18 protein-coding genes are annotated in these 17,366 nt (G+C 72.7%); 8 read left to right on the top strand and 10 right to left on the bottom strand.

Annotated features, from left to right (window positions below; genetic code table 11):
* The first annotated feature begins 24 nt into the window (after nucleotides 1-24).
* From VLJ82_RS01240 to VLJ82_RS01220, 5 genes are read left to right on the top strand one after another with little or no spacing between them, the layout of a single operon-like run.
* Nucleotides 25-258, top strand: coding sequence for an acyl carrier protein (locus tag VLJ82_RS01240; RefSeq protein WP_408661499.1), 234 nt, complete (start codon nucleotides 25-27; stop codon nucleotides 256-258).
* Nucleotides 255-1,493, top strand: coding sequence for a beta-ketoacyl-[acyl-carrier-protein] synthase family protein (locus VLJ82_RS01235; RefSeq protein WP_408661498.1), 1,239 nt, complete (start codon nucleotides 255-257; stop codon nucleotides 1,491-1,493). The genes VLJ82_RS01240 and VLJ82_RS01235 overlap by 4 nt, the downstream gene beginning before the upstream one ends.
* Before the next feature lie 5 nt (nucleotides 1,494-1,498).
* Entirely contained in the window at nucleotides 1,499-2,509 is a 1,011-nt protein-coding gene (locus VLJ82_RS01230) for an aldo/keto reductase (protein WP_408661514.1), read from the top strand.
* 26 nt (nucleotides 2,510-2,535) lie between these two features.
* The gene (locus tag VLJ82_RS01225) at nucleotides 2,536-4,113 is read left to right on the top strand and encodes an MFS transporter (protein WP_408661497.1); all 1,578 of its coding nucleotides are present in this window, start codon (nucleotides 2,536-2,538) and stop codon (nucleotides 4,111-4,113) included.
* Complete coding sequence (locus VLJ82_RS01220; RefSeq protein ID WP_408661496.1) at nucleotides 4,113-4,853, top strand: HAD family hydrolase; 741 nt, start codon at nucleotides 4,113-4,115, stop codon at nucleotides 4,851-4,853. Before VLJ82_RS01225 ends, VLJ82_RS01220 begins: the two co-directional genes overlap by 1 nt.
* A 72-nt stretch (nucleotides 4,854-4,925) precedes the next feature.
* On the opposite strand, the gene VLJ82_RS01215 is transcribed toward VLJ82_RS01220, so the two are convergent.
* The 10 genes from VLJ82_RS01215 to VLJ82_RS01170 all read right to left on the bottom strand — a co-directional run bounded on the left by VLJ82_RS01215 (nucleotide 4,926) and on the right by VLJ82_RS01170 (nucleotide 13,585).
* On the bottom strand, nucleotides 4,926-5,249 hold the full coding sequence (locus tag VLJ82_RS01215; protein ID WP_408661495.1) for a DUF2469 domain-containing protein: 324 nt from the start codon (nucleotides 5,247-5,249) through the stop codon (nucleotides 4,926-4,928).
* Nucleotides 5,246-6,124, bottom strand: a complete 879-nt coding sequence (locus VLJ82_RS01210) for a ribonuclease HII (RefSeq protein ID WP_408661494.1) — start codon at nucleotides 6,122-6,124, stop codon at nucleotides 5,246-5,248. Before VLJ82_RS01210 ends, VLJ82_RS01215 begins: the two co-directional genes overlap by 4 nt.
* Nucleotides 6,125-6,604, bottom strand: a complete 480-nt coding sequence (locus tag VLJ82_RS01205) for an NUDIX hydrolase (RefSeq protein WP_408661493.1) — start codon at nucleotides 6,602-6,604, stop codon at nucleotides 6,125-6,127. It lies immediately after the preceding gene.
* Nucleotides 6,601-7,746, bottom strand: a complete 1,146-nt coding sequence (gene lepB, locus VLJ82_RS01200) for a signal peptidase I (protein WP_408661492.1) — start codon at nucleotides 7,744-7,746, stop codon at nucleotides 6,601-6,603. The genes VLJ82_RS01205 and lepB overlap by 4 nt, the downstream gene beginning before the upstream one ends.
* A gap of 24 nt (nucleotides 7,747-7,770) precedes the next feature.
* Nucleotides 7,771-8,127: a 50S ribosomal protein L19 gene (gene rplS, locus VLJ82_RS01195; protein WP_408661491.1), complete on the bottom strand. Its 357-nt coding sequence runs from the start codon at nucleotides 8,125-8,127 to the stop codon at nucleotides 7,771-7,773.
* A 193-nt stretch (nucleotides 8,128-8,320) separates the two neighbouring features.
* Nucleotides 8,321-9,022, bottom strand: a complete 702-nt coding sequence (gene trmD / locus VLJ82_RS01190) for a tRNA (guanosine(37)-N1)-methyltransferase TrmD (protein ID WP_408661513.1) — start codon at nucleotides 9,020-9,022, stop codon at nucleotides 8,321-8,323.
* A gap of 44 nt (nucleotides 9,023-9,066) precedes the next feature.
* Entirely contained in the window at nucleotides 9,067-9,618 is a 552-nt protein-coding gene (gene rimM, locus VLJ82_RS01185; RefSeq protein WP_408661490.1) for a ribosome maturation factor RimM, read from the bottom strand.
* A gap of 17 nt (nucleotides 9,619-9,635) precedes the next feature.
* Nucleotides 9,636-9,875 (bottom strand): RNA-binding protein, encoded by a 240-nt coding sequence (locus VLJ82_RS01180; protein WP_408661024.1) that lies wholly within the window; start codon nucleotides 9,873-9,875, stop codon nucleotides 9,636-9,638.
* Complete coding sequence (gene rpsP / locus VLJ82_RS01175) at nucleotides 9,876-10,400, bottom strand: 30S ribosomal protein S16 (RefSeq protein WP_408661489.1); 525 nt, start codon at nucleotides 10,398-10,400, stop codon at nucleotides 9,876-9,878. It abuts the gene before it with no gap.
* Nucleotides 10,401-10,600: 200 nt separating this feature from the next.
* Nucleotides 10,601-13,585 (bottom strand): S8 family serine peptidase, encoded by a 2,985-nt coding sequence (locus VLJ82_RS01170; protein ID WP_408661488.1) that lies wholly within the window; start codon nucleotides 13,583-13,585, stop codon nucleotides 10,601-10,603.
* 122 nt (nucleotides 13,586-13,707) lie between these two features.
* On the opposite strand from VLJ82_RS01170, the gene VLJ82_RS01165 reads away from it, so the two are divergent.
* From VLJ82_RS01165 to VLJ82_RS01155, 3 genes are all read left to right on the top strand, one after another.
* Nucleotides 13,708-14,733, top strand: coding sequence for a LacI family DNA-binding transcriptional regulator (locus VLJ82_RS01165; protein WP_408661512.1), 1,026 nt, complete (start codon nucleotides 13,708-13,710; stop codon nucleotides 14,731-14,733).
* 211 nt (nucleotides 14,734-14,944) lie between these two features.
* Entirely contained in the window at nucleotides 14,945-16,273 is a 1,329-nt protein-coding gene (locus VLJ82_RS01160; RefSeq protein ID WP_408661487.1) for an extracellular solute-binding protein, read from the top strand.
* A gap of 154 nt (nucleotides 16,274-16,427) precedes the next feature.
* Nucleotides 16,428-17,366 (top strand): carbohydrate ABC transporter permease (locus tag VLJ82_RS01155; protein WP_408661486.1); only part of this gene is annotated, 939 nt, incomplete at its 3' end.

The raw sequence follows: 17,366 nt of genomic DNA, 5'->3' as shown, positions 1-17,366 counted from the left end.
CCCACCCGACCCGAAAGGACGACCATGCCTACCGAGGAACTCATCACCACCCTGCTGCAGGACAAGTTCGGCGTGCCGAGCCCCGACATCGCACCGGACCGCACCTTCGACCAGCTGGGCATCGACTCGCTGATCATCGTCGAGCTGGCCCTGGTGCTGCGCAAGCAGCTCGGCGTGCCGCTGGAGGACGACGAGCTCTACCCGGAGCTGACCGTCCAGCAGGCCGCCGACCTGCTGGACGACAAGGTCGCGGCATGACAACCGCCGGACGGCCACCAGACATAGCCATCACCGGCATCGGCCTGCTGACCCCGGCCGGGCAGGGCGTCGAGCAGAACTGGGAGCAGATCCTGGCGGGCCGCCCGGCGGCCAGCCGGGACCCGGCGCTGGCCGGCCAGCCGATCGACTTCAGCTGCCGGGTCCCCGACTTCGACCCCGACCGGGAGCTGGGCCGGCAACTGGCCTGGCGCTCGGACCGGTTCGTGCAGCTGGCCGTGGTCGCGGCCCGGGACGCCGTCGACGACGCCAAGCTCGACCGCACCAGCTGGAACGGCAGCCGGGTCGGCGTGGTGCTCGGCAACTCCCTCGGCGGGGCGGCCACCCTGGAGCTCCAGCACCGGACGCTGCTGACCGAGGGACCGGCCGAGGTCTCGCCGCTGACCGTGCCGATGACCATGGTGAACATGGTGGCCGGCGCGGTCTCCATCGACTGCCGGGCGACCGGGCCGTCCATGGTGATCGGGACGGCCTGCGCGTCCGGGGCCAACGCGATCGGCGCCGCGATGGAGCTGCTGCGTACCGGACGTTGTGACGTGGTGCTGGCCGGCGGGGTCGAGTCGGCCCTGACGCCGGCCTGCATGAACGCGCTGCACCGGATGGGTGCGCTGTCGACCCGGCGGGACGACCCGGCGGCGGCGTCCCGGCCCTTCGACGTCGATCGGGACGGCTTCGTGGCCGCCGAGGGCGCCGGCGTGCTGGTCCTGGAACGGGCCGAGGACGCCACCGCCCGCGGTGCCTTCCGCTACGCCCACCTGGCCGGCTTCGGGGCGGCCTCGGACTCCCACCACATCACCGCGCCCGACCCGCTCGGCCGCGGCATGGAGCAGGCGCTGCGCACCGCGCTGGCCGACGCCGGCACCGATCCCGGCGAGGTGGCCTACGTCAACGCGCACGGCACCTCGACGCCGCTCAACGACTCCGCCGAGGCCGCGGTGCTCGGCCGGGTGCTGGGCGAGGGCACCTGCGTGTCCTCCACCAAGGGCGTCACCGGCCACACCCTGGCGGCGGCCGGGGCCATCGAGGCTGCCTACACCGCGCTCGCGGTGGCCTACGGCCAGGTGCCGCCGACGGCGAACCTCACCCGGCTGGACCCGCGGGTCACGCTGGACGTGGTCGCCGGCGCGGCGCGCTCCCAGCCGGTTCCGGTCGCAGTGAGTACCTCCCTCGGCTTCGGCGGCCACAACGCCGCCCTGGTCCTGAAGGCGGCGGCGTGACCGGGTTGCGCCGGCGCCGGCTGTCCTCGGCCGGTCCGGAGGTCGGCGCGCTGGGCCTGGGCTGCATGGGCATGAGCTGGGGCTACCGGGAAAGCATGCGCGACGACGCGGCGGCCGAGCGGGTGGTGTCCGCGGCCCTGGACGCCGGGGTCAACCTGCTGGACACCGCGGCGGTCTACGGCGACGGCCACAACGAGCGGCTGGTCGGCTCGGTGGCCGGCCGGCGCCGGGACGAGGCGGTGATCGCCACCAAGGTCGGCCTGGTGGTCGACGACCTGGCGACCCGCCGGATGCACCGGGACGGCCGGCCGGACACGATCCGGCGGGCGGTGCAAGACTCGCTGGCCCGGCTGGGGGTCGACCACATCGACCTGCTGTACCTGCACCGGGTCGACCCGGACGTCCCGCTCACCGACACCTGGGCCGCACTCGCCGAGCAGGTCCGGCTCGGCAACGTGGGAATGCTCGGCCTGTCGGAGGTGAGCTGCTCCCAGGCCGAGCAGGCGCACGCGGTGCACCCCGTCGCAGCGATCCAGTCGGAGCTGTCGCTGTGGACCCGGGACCCGCTCGGCGCGGCCGGGTCCGGCCGGGGTTCCGGTGAGCAGGACGAACCGGCCGGCACCGACCCGGGCGACGTGGTGGCCTGGTGCGCGGCGCACGGAGCGGCCTTCGTGCCGTTCGCGCCGCTGGGGCGGGGTTTCCTGACCGGCACGCTGGACGACAGCTTCGAGCCCAGCGACTTCCGGGCCAGCAATCCCCGGTTCTCCGCCGCGCACCGCGCCGCGAACGAGCGGATCCTGCGGACCGTCCGCGCGGTCGCCGAGCGGATGGCTGTCCAGCCGGCGCAGGTTGCGCTGGCCTGGGTCCTGCAACAGGGCGAGCACGTCGTCCCGATCCCCGGGACCACGTCCGTCGGGCACCTGCTCGACAACATCGCCGCGGCCGGCCTCGTGCTGGACGCCGAGGCCCTCGCGGCGCTCGACGCGGTGCCGGCCGCAGCCGGCAGCCGGTACTGAACGAACCACTACCAAGGAGTATTTCGATGACTGTCCATGACACGGTCGCCCCTGCTGTCGAGCACGGTGGCCCCACCGATACCGGGCCGGCGCCCCGTGCCCGGACCTCTGCCGCCAGTGCCGCGACCACCCTGGTCGCGGTGGCCATCGCCAGCGTGATGGTCCCGTTCGCGGTCACCGCACCGGCGGTCGCGCTGACCCGGATGGCCCAGGACCTGAACGCCAGCCCGGGCGGCATCCAGTGGGTGCTCAACGGTTACAACGTGGCCTTCGCCAGCTCGCTGCTGGCAGCCGGCACCGTCGCCGACCGCTTCGGCCGGCGCCGGGTGCTGCTGAGCGGCACCGCCCTGTACGCGCTGATGGCGCTGATCTCCGGCCTGGCCGGCTCCATCGGGGTCGTCGACATCGCCCGGGCGATCCAGGGCATCGGTTCTGCCGGCATCCTGACCGGCGGCGCGGCGACCCTGGCGGCCACCTTCAGCGGGCCGGCCCGGGCCAAGGCGTTCGGGGTGCTCGGCACCGCCTTCGGTGCCGGACTGGCGCTCGGCCCGCTGCTGGCCGGCGTCCTGGTCGACGCCCTGAGCTGGCGGGCGGTCTTCCTGCTGACCGTGCTGCTGGCCGCGGCGGTGCTCACCCTGGGCTCCCGGATCCTCCCGTCCCGGGACGACAACGCCGGCAAGCTGGACATCGGCGGCCTGCTGTGCTTCACCGCCAGCCTGCTGCTGCTGACCCTGGGCCTGGTCGAGGGCCCGATCTCCGGGTGGGCGAGCGCGCCCACGGTGGCGTCGCTGATCGGTGCCGCCGTCTTCATGGCCGGCTTCGTCGCCGTCGAGAACCGGACCGGCAGCCCGGCCTTCGACCTGTCGCTGTTCAAGCGGCCGGTCTTCGTCGCCGTGATGTCGCAGCCGTTCACCATCGTGTTCGGCTTCGTGATCCTCGTGGTGTTCCTGCCCCCGTACTTCCAGGGGGTCAACGGCTCCAGCGCCGCGGCGGCCGGTGCCCTGCTGCTGCCGCTGATGCTGCCGGTGCTGGTGGTGCCCACGCTGTCGGGCCAGCTCGCTGCCCGGGTGGGTCTGCGTCCGGTGCTGGTGGTCAGCTCCGCGCTGATCGGCGCCGGTGCGCTGGGCCTGCTCGTCCTGCAGCCGCACCAGCCGCTCGTCGAGGTCGCGATACCCCTGCTGGTGTTCGGGCTGGGAGTCGGCGGTGCCTTCGGCGTCATGGACGGCGCGGCGGTGAGCGTGGTGCCGGTGGAGCAGTCCGGCGCGGCGGCGGGCATGTTCAACACCATCCGGATCACCGGCGAGTCGATCGCCACCGCCGGCGCCGCGGCGCTGCTCAGCAGCCTCACGCTGTCCTCGCTGCTGGGCACCGGTGACATCGAGGGTGACCGGGCCCGGTCGCTGGCCGTGGAGTCCACCCAGGGACGAGGCGCCGACAGCGTCGACTCGATGGGCCTGGGCGCTGCCGGCGCGGGGTTGAAGCACACCATCGAGACCGGGCTGACCTCGGCGATGCACATCACCTTCGTGGTGGTGGCGGTACTCGCCTTCACCGGTTCGGTGGTCACCGCCTGGGCGCTCAAGAACCGCCAGCTGGAGTCCTGATGTCCGCGCACGCCGTGGTCGACCGGCTCGACGAGCTGGCCGGCACCGCCCCGCTGCCCAGCGGCCGGGCCGCGCTGTTCGACGTGGACGAGACACTCATCTCCACCAAGAGCATGTTCGACTTCCTGGCCTTCCACCTGCGCGAGGCCGGCCGGCCGCGTGCCGAGCTGGACCGGATCCTCGCCGAGTTCGCCGCCTTCGCCGCGGGCGGCGGGCCCCGGGAGGAGGGCAACCGGCGCTTCTACCGGATCTTCACCGGCTGCGACTGGGACGTCCTGCTGGAGCAGGGCCGGCGGTGGTTCGCCGAGCGGCTGAGCACCGCCGCCCTGCTGCACCCGCCGGTCGCGCAGCTGCTGCGTGCCCACGTCAGCTGCGGTGACACGGTGGTGCTGGTGTCCGGCTCGTTCCAGGCCTGCCTGGAACCGCTGGCCGCCCACCTGGGCGTCGGGCACGTGCTGTGCAGCCGCCCGGAGGTGGCCGGCGGCCGGGTCACCGGCGAGGTGGCGGTTCCGATGATCGGCGCGCACAAGGCCGACGCCGCCCGGCGCCTGCTGGCAGAGCTGGGGGTGCGCCGGTCGGCGACCTGGGCCTACGCCGACCACGGATCGGACCTGCAACTGCTGGAGCTGGCCGGCCATCCGGTCGCCGTCGGCGACGAGCCGGCGGTCCGGAGCTACGTCGAGCGGTCCGGCGGAATGGTGCTGTCGGGTATCCAGCGGCTGGAGTACCCGCGGTGGTGACCGGGGAGCCGGTCACGGGGCTCCCGCTGCCAGCTGCGGCGGGAGCCCGGCCGGCTCAGCCACCGAACGGGCTCAGCCGGCGAACGGCCCCTTGCCGCTCAGGTCCAGGTCGGGCTTCTCCAGCTCCTCGACGTTGACGTCCTTGAAGGTCAGCACCCGGACGTTCTTGACGAAGCGGGCCGGCCGGTACATGTCCCACACCCAGGCGTCGCGCATCGTCACCTCGAAGTACACCTCGCCGTCGGCGTTGCGCGGCACCAGCTGGACGTCGTTGGTGAGGTAGAACCGGCGCTCGGTCTCCACCACGTAGCTGAACTGCCCCACGATGTCCTTGTACTCGCGATAGAGCTGCAGCTCCATCTCGGTCTCGTACTTCTCGAGGTCTTCGGCACTCATCGGGCGATCCCTGCGGACATCATGCGTCCATTCTCCCCCATCGCGGGCGGGACCGGCAGGCCGCCCGCCGGGTAGCGCTCCGGCAGGTCCAGCAGTTCGGGCAGCTGGTCCGCCTCGACCAGCCGGTTCAGCCGGGCCCGCTCGACCAGCCCGGACCAGCCGGCCGGCAGGTCGAACCAGCCGTCGCGGCCGGGCAGGTTCCACGAGCACCGGTGGATCTCCGAGGGCCCGTGCTCCAGCAGCGCGGCGTGGTGCTGCGGCGAGGAGTAGGCCTTGTTCTCCTCGAAGCCGTAGTGCGGGTACTGGCGGGCCAGCTCGGTCAGGATCCGGTCCCGCTCGGTCTTGGCCAGCACCGACGCCGCCGCGATCGAGGAGCACTTCAGGTCGCCCTTGATCAGGGTGCGCACCGGCACCCGGCAGCGCCACCGGTCCGGTTCCTCGAAGCCCCAGTCGAACAGCCCGTCCCGGACGCTGAGGTAGTCGTGGTTGCCGTCCAGGAGCACCCAGTCCGGCTCGGCGGCCAGCTGGCTGACCGCCCGCTCGGCGGCCAGCCGGAGCGCGGCGATGATGCCGATCCGGTCGATCTCGTCGGCCGAGGCGTGGCCCACTGCGCTGTCCAGCGCCCACCGCCGGATCCGGGGAACCAGCCGCTCGCGCGCCTGCGGGGTGAGCAGCTTGGAGTCGGCCACCCCGAGCGGGGCCGGCTTGGTCTCGGCCGACAGCAGCACCACGCCCACCGACACCGGCCCGGCCAGCGCCCCGCGGCCGACCTCGTCCACCGCCGCCAGCAGGCCGGCACCGGCCCGCCACGCCTCCCGCTCGTACCGCAGGGTCGGGCGACGTACCGCCACCGGCTTGCGCGCGGTCACTGCCACCTATCCCACCGCCAGTGCTCGTTCGATCAGCTCGACCATAGTCACCGGTTCCCGTTCCACGTCGGAGGCGGCCAGCTCCGGCAGCGGCCACCAGCGGTGACCGAGCACCACCAGCTGCTCCACCTCGGTGTGGGCCGCCGGCCGCACCGGCAAGCCGCTGGGCACCCGGACCAGAAAATAGCGGTTGGTCTGGTCGATGTCGTATCCGGCGAGGGTGTATCGCACCCGTTCGGAATACATCGGTTCGGCGTCCGGGTCCAGCTCCAGCCGCAACCCGGTCTCCTCGTACACCTCGCGTACCGCGGCCTGCACGACGCTCTCGCCGGGCTCCACCCCGCCGCCCGGGGTGATCCAGTGCGAGCGGTCCGAGCCGATGTCGCGACGCTCGTGCATCAGCAGCACCCGCCGGTCGGCGTCGAGCACGAACATCCGGCCGGCCTCGCGCACTATCGACCGGCCGGCCGGGGCTGGCGCTGTCACCGCCGGCGACGCCTGCGCCGCCAGCCGCCGAGGCCACCGGCTACCAGCAGGGCCACCGCGGCGGGTTCGGCCGGCAGCGTGCCCGGTCCGGGCAGGCCGAGCGAGTTGAAGGTCTGCGGGGTGCCCAGGGTGCGCCAGCGCGACGGCGGCCAGGCGATCACCACCGCCTTGCCGATCACGTCGTCATTGGGGACGGTGCTGCTCATCGGGTCGCAGTTGCGCCCGCCCACCCCGTCGCCGCAGTGGTAGCGCGAGTCGGCCGAGTCGTTGCGGTGGTCGCCCATCACCCACAGCCGGTCGGCAGGCACCGTGACCGGGCCGAAGCTGCGGGTGTCGTCGGCGCTGCGCTGGCCGCCCGGCGCGGCCGGCTGCCAGGAGCTGTTCTCGAAGATGTAGGGCTCGTCCAGGCTGCGCCAGGGGCCGGCGTCGCCGTTGTCGGAGATCTGGACCTTGCCCTTGTCGTCGCAGCAGCGCACCGTCTGCCCGCCGACCGCGATGACCCGCTTGACCAGGTCCTTCTCGCTCGGCGGCACCACGCCGATCAGCTGCCCGAACGACTGCACCGCCCGGGCCACCGGGTTGGACGACAGCTGCACGCCGCCGAGCTCGTCCCAGTCCTGCGGGGCCCGGAACACCACGATGTCGCCCGGGTGCGGGTCGCGGACGTGGTAGACCGGCTTGAACACCAGGATCCGGTCACCGCTGCAGCCGGGGCAGCCGTGCAGGGTCTGCTCCATCGACTGGGACGGGATGTAGAACGGCTGCACCACGAAGGTCTTGAGCACGATCGCGATCGCGATGGCGACCGCGATCAGCAGCGGCAGCTCCAGCTTGGACCACCAGCTGCGGCGGCGCTCGGTGGCGACCGGCGGGCGGTCGGCCGGCCCGGACGGCTGGTCGGCGACGCGGGCACCATCGGCAGGCCGGGCGCCGTCGGCAGACCGGGCGCCGTCGACAGACCCGACGCCATCGGCAGGCCGGGAGCCCTCAACAGGGCGGGTGCCGTCGACAGGCCGGGCGCCGGCCGGTTCGGCGGCAGCGGGCTCCGGCGTGGCATCCGTGGCGGGCACGGCGCCGCGTCGGGGTTCGGGGGCAGGATCGGAGCGCTCGCCGGCGCCGTGGCCCGGGTCCGAGTTCGACACCTCGCGGATCAGATCGGAGCCGGACTAGCGGGTGACCGCGTCCCGCTTCTCCTTGATCTTGGCGGCCTTGCCGCGCAGGTCGCGCAGGTAGTAGAGCTTGGCCCGCCGGACGTCACCGCGGGTCACCACCTCGATCTTCTCGATGATCGGGGTGTGCACCGGGAAGGTGCGCTCCACGCCGACCCCGAAGCTGACCTTGCGGACCGTGAAGGTCTCCTGCAGGCCACCGCCCTGGCGCCGGATGGTCACGCCCTGGAAGACCTGCACCCGGGAGCGGTTGCCCTCGACCACCCGCACGTGCACCTTCAGGGTGTCACCGGCGCGGAAGTCCGGGATGTCGCTGCGCAGCGATTCGGCATCCAGCGTCTGCAAGGTGTTCATGGTGGCTCTGCTTCCTTCGGCTCTGACCCGGCGCGCGGCACACCGCAGGCCGGCCTCGATCAAGACTGTCTTCCTGCCCACGGGCAGCCGCAAGCGGCCACCGGGCAACCCCACGATGGTGCCATATCCACCCGGTGATTGAGAAACCGGGCTCCGGCCGGCGCCCTCGTCCGGGCCCGGCGCCGGACCGGTGTCAGTCGCCGAGCAGGTCCGGCCGGCGAGCCCGGGTCCGCCGCACCGACTCCTCCCGGCGCCACCGGGCGATGTTGCCGTGGTGGCCCGACAGCAGCACCTCCGGCACTTCCAGCCCCCGCCAGACCGCCGGCTTGGTGTAGGCCGGCGCCTCCAGCAGCCCGTCGACGGCCGGGCTGAACGAGTCCTCGGAGGCCGACAGCGCGTTGCCGAGCACGCCCGGGATCAGCCGGGCCACCGCCTCCAGGATCGCCAGCACCGCCACCTCGCCGCCGCACAGCACGTAGTCGCCGAGGCTGATCTCGTCCACCACCATCCGCTGGCCGGCGTAGTCCAGCACCCGGGCGTCGATGCCCTCGTAGCGCCCGCAGCCGAACAGCAGCCACGGCTCGCCGGCCAGCTCCTCGGCCACCGACTGGCTGAACCGGCGGCCGGCCGGGCTCGGCACCACCAGCCGTGGCTGGCCCGGCCCGTCCGGCGGGGCGATCGCGTCCAGCGCCCGGCCCCACGGCTCGGGCAGCATCACCATTCCGGGACCGCCGCCGTACGGGGTGTCGTCGACCGTGCGGTGCGGATCGCCGGTCCAGGTCCGCAGGTCGTGCACGTCCACCCGGACCTGGCCCCGCTCGATGGCCTTGCCGAGCAGCGAGGAACGCAGCGGCGCCAGGTACTCGGGAAAGATGGTCACCACGTCGACCGACAGGTCCGGCGCGAGAGGCTGGCCGGTCGAGCCGGCCGTTGGCTCGCTCACAGCTCCAGCAGCCCGTCCGGCGGGTCGATCTCGACGAGGCCGGCCGCCAGGTCGACGGTGGGGACGAACTCCAGCCGGAACGGCACCAGCACCTCGCGGCCGGCTTCCGCGGTGAGCGCGACGGCCAGCAGGCTGCCGGCCGGCGAGTGCAGGACGTCGGTGACCGGACCCAGTTCCCGGCCGGTGACGGTGCGCACGGCCAGGCCGATCAGGTCGGTGTCGTAGAACTCGTCCGGGTCCTCGATCGGCGGCCGCTCGGCGGCCGGCATCAGCAGCAGGGTGCCGCGCAGCGCCTCGACGGCGTTGCGGTCGTCCCGGCCCGCGAAGTGCACCACCAGCTTGCCGGAGTGCTCGCGGGCCGCCTCCACGGTCAGCGGCCCGCGGTCGGCCGGGTCGGTGACCAACCGGGCGCCGGGGGTGAACCGCTCCTCGGGCGTGTCGGTCCACGGCTCGACGAAGGCGTCACCGCGGATGCCGTGGGCCTTGCCGATCCGCCCGACGGCGACCAGCTCGCCGCCGGGTGGATCGCCGGCCGTACCGGAGGTCACCGATGCCGGGCCGGTGGTCAGCGGCCCTCGTCGGTGTCGACTACGTCGACCCGGATGCCCTTGCCGCCCACGCCGTTGACCACCTGGCGCAGCGCCTTGGCGGTGCGGCCGTTGCGGCCGATCACCCGTCCCAGGTCGTCGGGGTGCACCCGAACCTCGAGCCGGCGACCGCGCCGGTTGTCGATCAGGTCGACCACCACGTCGTCCGGGTGGTCGACGATGCCGCGGACCAGGTGCTCGAGGGCCTCTTCGAGCACTTAGCTCCCCGCCTCGGCAGGAGCCTCACCGGCGGCGGCCGGAGCCGAATCCGCGGCGGGAGCCTCGGCAGCTGGAGCGGCGGGAGCCTCGGCAGCCGGAGCCTCAGAGGCGGCGGCCGGAGCGGCCTGCTCGCGGCGCGGCGCGGCCTTCTTGCGCGGGGTGGTCGCCTCGGCGGCGGGCTCGCCCTCGGACTCGCGGAGCGCGGCGTCGAAGCGGGCCCGCTTGTCGGCCTTGGGCTCGGCCACCTTCATCGGCTCGGGAGCCGGCAGGCCCTTGAACTTCTGCCAGTCGCCGGTCACCTTCAGGATCGCGGTGACCGCCTCGGTCGGCTGGGCACCGACGCCCAGCCAGTAGGCGGCCCGCTCGGCGTCGATCCGGATCACCGACGGGTCGTTCTTCGGGTGGTACTCCCCGATGGTCTCGATGGACCGGCCGTCGCGCTTGGCACGGGCGTCGGCCACGACGACGCGGTAGTGCGGCTCGCGCATCTTGCCGATGCGGGTGAGCTTGATCTTGGTTGCCACAGGTGTCGTTCTCTCCAGTAGATGCAGGGACGGGCCAGAGCGCCGGTGGGTGGGGAACACCGCGGCGGGTAGTCCGATGGACTGGCCGGTGCCCGGTGAGAGGGTCCGAACGCCGGCCGGTACTCAGCCAGCCATTCTGCCAGACGTTGCGGCGGGCCCTGACCGCGCCCGACCGCCCCCGGCCGCTCCGGCCGCTCCGGCTAGGGGGTGGACGTCACGAAGTAGCCGTAGGCGTCCTCGAGGATCTGCGACGAGCCGAACCGGTCGATCGTGGAAAAGCCCGGCGGCAGCGTGGAAGTGCCGGCCGACAGGGTGGCGATCGCGGCGTTGGGCACCACCCGGCCGGTGGTGAAGTCCATGTTGGAGGCGTGCGGCGCGGCGCTGCCCCGGGGGTAGATGGACAGGTAGCCGTTGCCGGCCGCGATCGCGGTCAACCCGACCCACAGGCCGCTGACGGTATAGGGCACGCCGTAGAGGCCGCCAGCGTCCAGGCTGAAGCTGGCGTTGGCGGTCATCGTTCCGTAGTGGCCGCCGTTGCCGGTGCGGGTGTCGGCGATCCGGCGCGGGTTGGCCAGGGTGACGAACCGGGCGGTGGCGCTCGGGCTGAAGTAGCCGACGATGTCGATCATCGCGTCGGTGTAGGCGAAGCGGTTCTGCACCACGAACTTGCGGTTGACCAGCGGCACCGCCACCAGGTTCGACCGCGAGTACTGGCGGTAGTCCACCGAGGCGACCGCCGGCGAGGCGTTCGGGTAGGCGGTCAGGTAGCCGCCGGCGGTCTGGTTCAGGGCGGTCATGTTGACCACCGCGACTGTCGCGTCGGCCGGCACCCCGCCGGGGCCGGCGTCCACCGTCACGGCCTGGTTGGGAGTCAGCTTGGCGACCTTGGCGATGCCGGTCGGGACCCGGGTGTCGAGCAGCCGCTTGGACGGCAGCGCCACGTAGCCGAGCCCGCCGGTGGCACTCGGCGCGCCGAAGTAGCCCAGCACGGTGATCAGCGCGTGGGTGGGTGCGGCGGCGTTGCGCAGCATGAAGCCGTGGCTGGAGTTGAGCTTCACCAGCGCGGTGACGGTGGCGTTGGCGTCCTTCGAGTTGAGGTTGAGCGTGGAGTTGCCGCCGAAGACCTTGCTGTACACCGACAGGTAGGTGCCGCCCTGGGCCCCGGTGCCGGACAGGCTGATCACCACCGAGGTGGCGCCGGCCGGCACCGCGTTGGTGCCGGTGCTGGCCACCGGGACGGCGAGCGCGGTGCCGGCTCCCATCAGCCCCTTGCGGACGCCGAGCCCGGTGCGGGTGTCGACGATCCGGGTGGGGTTGGCGAACGGGAAGTACTGCGAGCCGGGCACTGCCTGGATGCCGGTGGTGGCGCCCAGCTGCAGCAGGCCGAAGCCGGCGGCGTTGGTGGGCGGGTTGCCGGCCGGATCGGCCCGCCGCTGCAGGAAGTCCTCCAGGTCGGAGGCGTCCATCGCCGGATTGGCCGCCGCCACCAGGGCCGCAGCACCCGCCACGTGCGGGGCAGCGGCCGAGGTGCCGTAGAAGCCGGTGGTGCCGGGCACCACGTTGCCGTCCTGGTCGTACTGCGAGGACTCCTCCTCGCTGATGTTGGACGACACCCCGTCGTAGCCGAGCAGGTCGGGCTTGACCCGGCCGTCGATGGTCGGGCCCCGGGAGGAGAACGGCTCCAGGACGTTGTTGCCGCGGAAGGCCGCGCCGACCGCCAGCGCCCAGGGCGAGCTGGCCGGTTCCAGGACGCTGCCGGCCGCGGCCCGGGCCGGGTCCACGCCGCTGAGGAAGGACGGCGAGACGTCGCCGCCGTAGTAGAGGTTGTAGTGCAGCGCCGGGGTGCGTGGGCCGACCAGCACCACCACGTCGAAGTACCGGACGTCGCCGGTGTAGCCCGGGTCGGTGGACAGGTTGCTGATGTCCAGCTCCAGCACCGGCGGGTCGCCGGCCACCTGGTCGAGGTACTCGGTCTCGCCGATCTGGGCGTTGTTGTCGTCGTACTCGCTGACCGCCAGCGTCACCGGCAGCGAGGAGGCCGGCCACTGGTCCCAGCTGAGCACCACGTTGCCGGTGTAGCCCGCGTCCAGCGCCACCTCGTCCGCCTGGCTGACCGTGCTCTGCAGGTCGACGAACTCGTCGCCGTTGGCGTCGGCCAGGGTGCCCGACCAGTGGTCCTGGGCGCCGTTGCCGCTGGACTGGATCCACAGCACGCCGGCCTCCCGGGCGGCCCGGACCGCCTGCTCGGACGAGCCGGACGGGCCGTAGCCGTCGCCGCGGGTCTCGGCGGTGAAGACCAGCGAGCTGTTGACGATCTTGACTCCGGCGGCGACCGCCTGGGCCGCCGCGGCCGAGAAGCCGACGTTGTCGTCGATGCAGTACAGGTACAGGGTGGCCCGCGGTGCCATCTGGTGCACCACCTCGCTGACCGCGGTGCCGTGCGCGGTGAGGCCGTCGTCGGCGCAGTGGTTCTGCCCGGCCGGGTAGACCAGGCTGACCTGGTTGCCGTCCGGGTCGTCGAAGTGGTGCGCGGCGAGCTCGGCCTGCAGGTCGGCGAAGCCGAGGTCGACGATGCCCACCTTGACCCCGCTGCCGCCGTTGCCGACGTTGCCGCTGTCAGCCCAGTTCTGGGCACCGGAGGCGGCCACCCCTTCACTGGTGTCCTGCGGCATCGGCCGGACGGCCGGGGCGACCCGGCTGACCCCGGGCTGGCCGGCCAGCTCCCGCAGCCGTCCCGGCGTCACCAGCACGGTGGTCGTCTGCTCGAAGCCGGCCAGCACCCGGGCACCCACCGCCCGGGCTGCGGCCGGCGCGCCGGAACCGGTCACGGTGACCATCACCCGGCCGTCGCGCTCGGTCCGGACGCCGGACTTCGGCGAGCCCGGCACGCCGGCGAGCCGGTTGAGCTGCGGTGCCAGGTGCGCGACCGCCGGCTGGGCCGGGGCGGGCTGGTGCTGGCGCAGCCGGGCGGCCTGCGGGGAGCCGGGTGCCCAGCGCTGCGCCGGGAGTACCGGGGCGTGCTTCGTCCGAGCCTGGGCCGGCGGCTGGGCGGTAGCCGACGGTGCCGCTGGAGTGCCCTCCGGGCCGGGGCCGGGCGGCTGGGCCGCCGCGACGGTGCTGATGCTCAGCACACCCATCAGGATGGCGGTGACCGCCGGGAGAACTCCCCGCCTTGCGCGCTTCATGTTTGCCCTTTGTGAGGTAACCCAAATCTGAGGCAGCGTACCCGGACGGTCACCGACAGGCGAGGCGAACGCGCCGCCCGGCGGCGAGCGTTACCGGTCCGTGCCAAACTGCGGACGTGACCATGTCCACCCCGGGCGGCCGGAACCTGCCCACCCTGGAAGAGGTGGCGGCCCGGGCCGGAGTGTCCCGGGCGACCGCGAGCCGGGTGCTGCGCGGGGCCAGCAATGTCAGCGACCAGGCCCGCAGCGCGGTGCTGACCGCCGCCCAGGACATCTCCTACGCCCCGAACCGGGCCGCCCGCGCGCTGGTGACCGGGCGCAGCGACTCGGTGGCGTTCCTGGTCGCCGAGTCCGAGGACCGGCTGTTCTCCGACCCGTTCTTCCTCGGCATGCTGCGAGCCGCCCAGACGGTGACCGCCGAGGCCGGCCTGCAACTGGTCTTCACGGTGGCCTCCGGCCCGGACGAGCACCAGCGGTTCCTGCACTACGCCGCCGGCGGCCACGTGGACGGGGTGCTGCTGCTGTCCCTGCACGGCGGTGACCAGCTGCCCCAGGACCTGGAGGCGCAGGCGGTGCCGACCGTGCTCAGCGGCCGCCCGCTGACCGGCAGCGAGGCGCTGTACTACGTCGACTCCGACAACGCCGGCGGCGCGCGGCTGGCCACCGAGTACCTGCTGGCGACCGGCCGGCGCACCATCGCCACCGTCACCGGCCCGCTGGACATGTGCGCCGGCCAGGACCGGCTGGCCGGCTACCGCTCGGCGCTGGAGGCCGCCGGCCTGCCGTACGACCCGGGCTTGGTGGCGCACGGCGAGTTCAGCATCGCCAGCGGCCAGCGGGCGATGGCCGAACTGCTGTACCGCCGGCCCGACCTGGACGCGGTGTTCGCCGCCTCGGACCTGACCGCGATCGGCGCGATGCGCGCCATCGAGGCGGCCGGCCGGCGGGTGCGCGGCGACGTCGCGGTGGTGGGCTTCGACGACATCGGCGACGCCGAGCTCGCGCATCCGGCGCTGACCACCATCCGCCAGCCGATCGCCGACATGGGCCGCGCGATGGCCACCCGGCTGCTGCAGCGGATCACCGGCGAGCCGGCCGAGCGGTGCACCGTCCTGCCGGTGGAACTCATCCGCCGAGAGACCGCCTGACCGCCCTCCCGACAGATTTCGCCTCGCGAACAACAAATTCGGTCCCAATCGGCTCGGAATGCTTGACACGGCTACCGCCGGGGCGCATTCTTCGCCATGTGAGAGCGCTCTCACGGCGCTCGCAGACCATCGGCACCCATTGCGATCCTCGTGCTCCCGCACTCGCCCGACGGCCCTGGTAGCACCGGCCGTTTCCCCATCAGGAGGATTCATGCCCAGGTTGTCCCGCACCACCACCCGCCTCGCCGGTGCGGTAGCCGTCACCGCCCTCGGCCTGGCCGCGGTGGCCGGCTGCTCGTCCGACAAGAAGTCCGACACCGCCGCGGCCGATCCGAACGCCAAGGTCACCCTCACCGTGGGCCTGTTCGGCACCTTCGGCTTCAAGGAGGCCGGCCTGTACGACGCCTACACCAAGCTGCATCCCAACATCACCATCAAGGAAGACACCGTCGAGCAGTCCAGCGACTACTGGACCCGGCTGAAGACCCGGCTGGCCTCGGGCAGCGGGCTGGCCGACGTGCAGGGCATCGAGATCGGCTTCGTCTCCGACGTGGTGCAGAACCACGCCGACCAGTTCGTCGACTTCGGCGCGCTGCCCGAGGCTAGCTCGCTGAAGTCGTCGTTCTACGACTGGAAGTGGCAGCAGGCCACCGGCTCCGACAACAAGACCGTGGGCCTGGGCACCGACGCCGGCCCCGAGGCGATCTGCTACCGGCCGGACCTGCTCAAGGCCGCGGGACTGCCCTCCGACGGCGCGGAACTGGCGAGCAAGTGGTCCACCTGGGAGGACTACATCGCCTTCGGCAAGCAGTACGAGGCCTCGGCCACCAAGCCCGCCAACTCCCGCTTCGTCGACAGCGCCGCCAGCATCTTCTCGACCGCGGTCTACCAGGGCACCGAGGCCTACAACGACGCCAGCGGCAAGCCCGACCCGACCAACTCCGACGGCGTGCGCAACGCCTGGAAGTACGCCACCGAGGCGGCCCAGGCCAAGATCACCGCGGGCCTGTCGCAGTTCTCGCCGCCGTGGAACAAGGCCTTCTCCAGCGGCGCGTTCGCCACCATCGCCTGCCCCACCTGGATGATGGGCTACATCCAGGGCCAGGCCGGCGCGGCCTACGCCGGCAAGTGGAGCGTCGCCCCGGTGCTGCCCGGCGGCGCCACCAACTGGGGCGGCTCGTGGCTCGGCGTGCCGAAGGCCTCCAAGCACCAGAAGGAGGCCATCGCGCTGGCCGAGTGGCTGACCGGCAAGCAGCAGCAGGTCACCATGTGGACCGACGGCGGGCACTGGCCGTCCAACAGCGAGGCCGCGCAGGATCCGGCGGTCAAGACCGCCAAGGCCGCGTACTTCTCCGACGCCCCGGTCGGGCAGATCTTCGGCGCCATCTCCGACAAGATGAAGATCCCGCCGATCGGCCTGTACGACACCCAGATGCAGACCGCGTTCACCCAGCAGCTGACCAACGTCGAGACCAAGGGCACCGATCCCGGCAAGGCATTCGACGCAGCGCTCAAGGCGGTCGAGCAGGTCACCGGCTGACGTCGAGCCGCCGACACCCCGGGGCCGGTCCCTCCGACGAGCCGGTCCCGGGAGCGGTCGGCAGGGCCTGCCTGCCGCGGTGAAGTCCGCTCGCCGCGGCAGGCAGCCGCACCTTCACGGCACGATTGACCGATCCCAGCAGGAAGTGACCGCCATGCCCGCCACCAGCCAGACCTCCGCCCCGCCGGCACCGGTTCAGCCCGGCCGCCGGGCGGCCGGCCGGCGCTCGGTGCGGCCGGGCAGCAAGGCCGGCTACGCCTACATCGCGCCGTTCTTCGCGGTGTTCGCCGCGTTCAGCGTCTACCCGTGGCTGGACACCGCCTGGGTGTCGCTGCACAGCGTCCGGCTGACCACCTACGACCAGCAGACCTGGGTGGGACTGGGCAACTACCGCAACCTGTTCAGCAACAGCTTCTTCTGGAACGCGCTGCGCAACACCGTCAGCATCGGCATCATCTCCACCGTCCCGCAGCTGTGCCTGGCACTCGGCATCGCGCACCTGCTCAACTACCGGCTGCGCGGCCGGACCTTCTTCCGGGTCGCGATGCTGATGCCCTACGCCACCAGCCTGGCCGCGGCGACGGTGATCTTCCTGGAGCTGTTCGACGCCGACCTCGGCATCGTCAACTGGGGCCTGCACCTGCTACACCTGCCGCAACCGGACTGGCAGGCGTCGAAGTGGCCGAGCCAGGTGGCCATCTCGGCGATCGTCACCTGGCGCTGGACCGGGTACAACGCGCTGATCTACCTGGCCGGCATGCAGGCCATCGACTCGGGCCTCTACGAAGCGGCCGCCATCGACGGTGCCTCGCGCTGGCAGCAGTTCCGGCACGTCACGCTGCCCGGCCTGCGCCCGACCATCCTGTTCACCATCGTGGTGTCCACCATCGGCGCGGCCCAGCTGTTCGGCGAGCCGCTGCTGTACCACAACGGCATTCCCAACGGCGGCACCGACGGGCAGTACCAGACGCTCGGCCTGCTGATGTACCAGCAGGGCTGGACCAACGACCGGCTGGGGCTGGCGGCCGCCACCGCCTGGACGATGTTCGCGATCATCGTGCTGGCCGTGCTGACCAACCTGCTGCTGGCCCGC

The sequence above is a fragment of the Jatrophihabitans sp. genome, from assembly GCF_035474675.1.
GTDB lineage: Bacteria > Actinomycetota > Actinomycetes > Mycobacteriales > Jatrophihabitantaceae > Jatrophihabitans_A.
The sequence above is the reverse complement of the archived record's forward strand: the minus strand, read 5'-3'. Positions and strand labels throughout refer to the sequence as shown.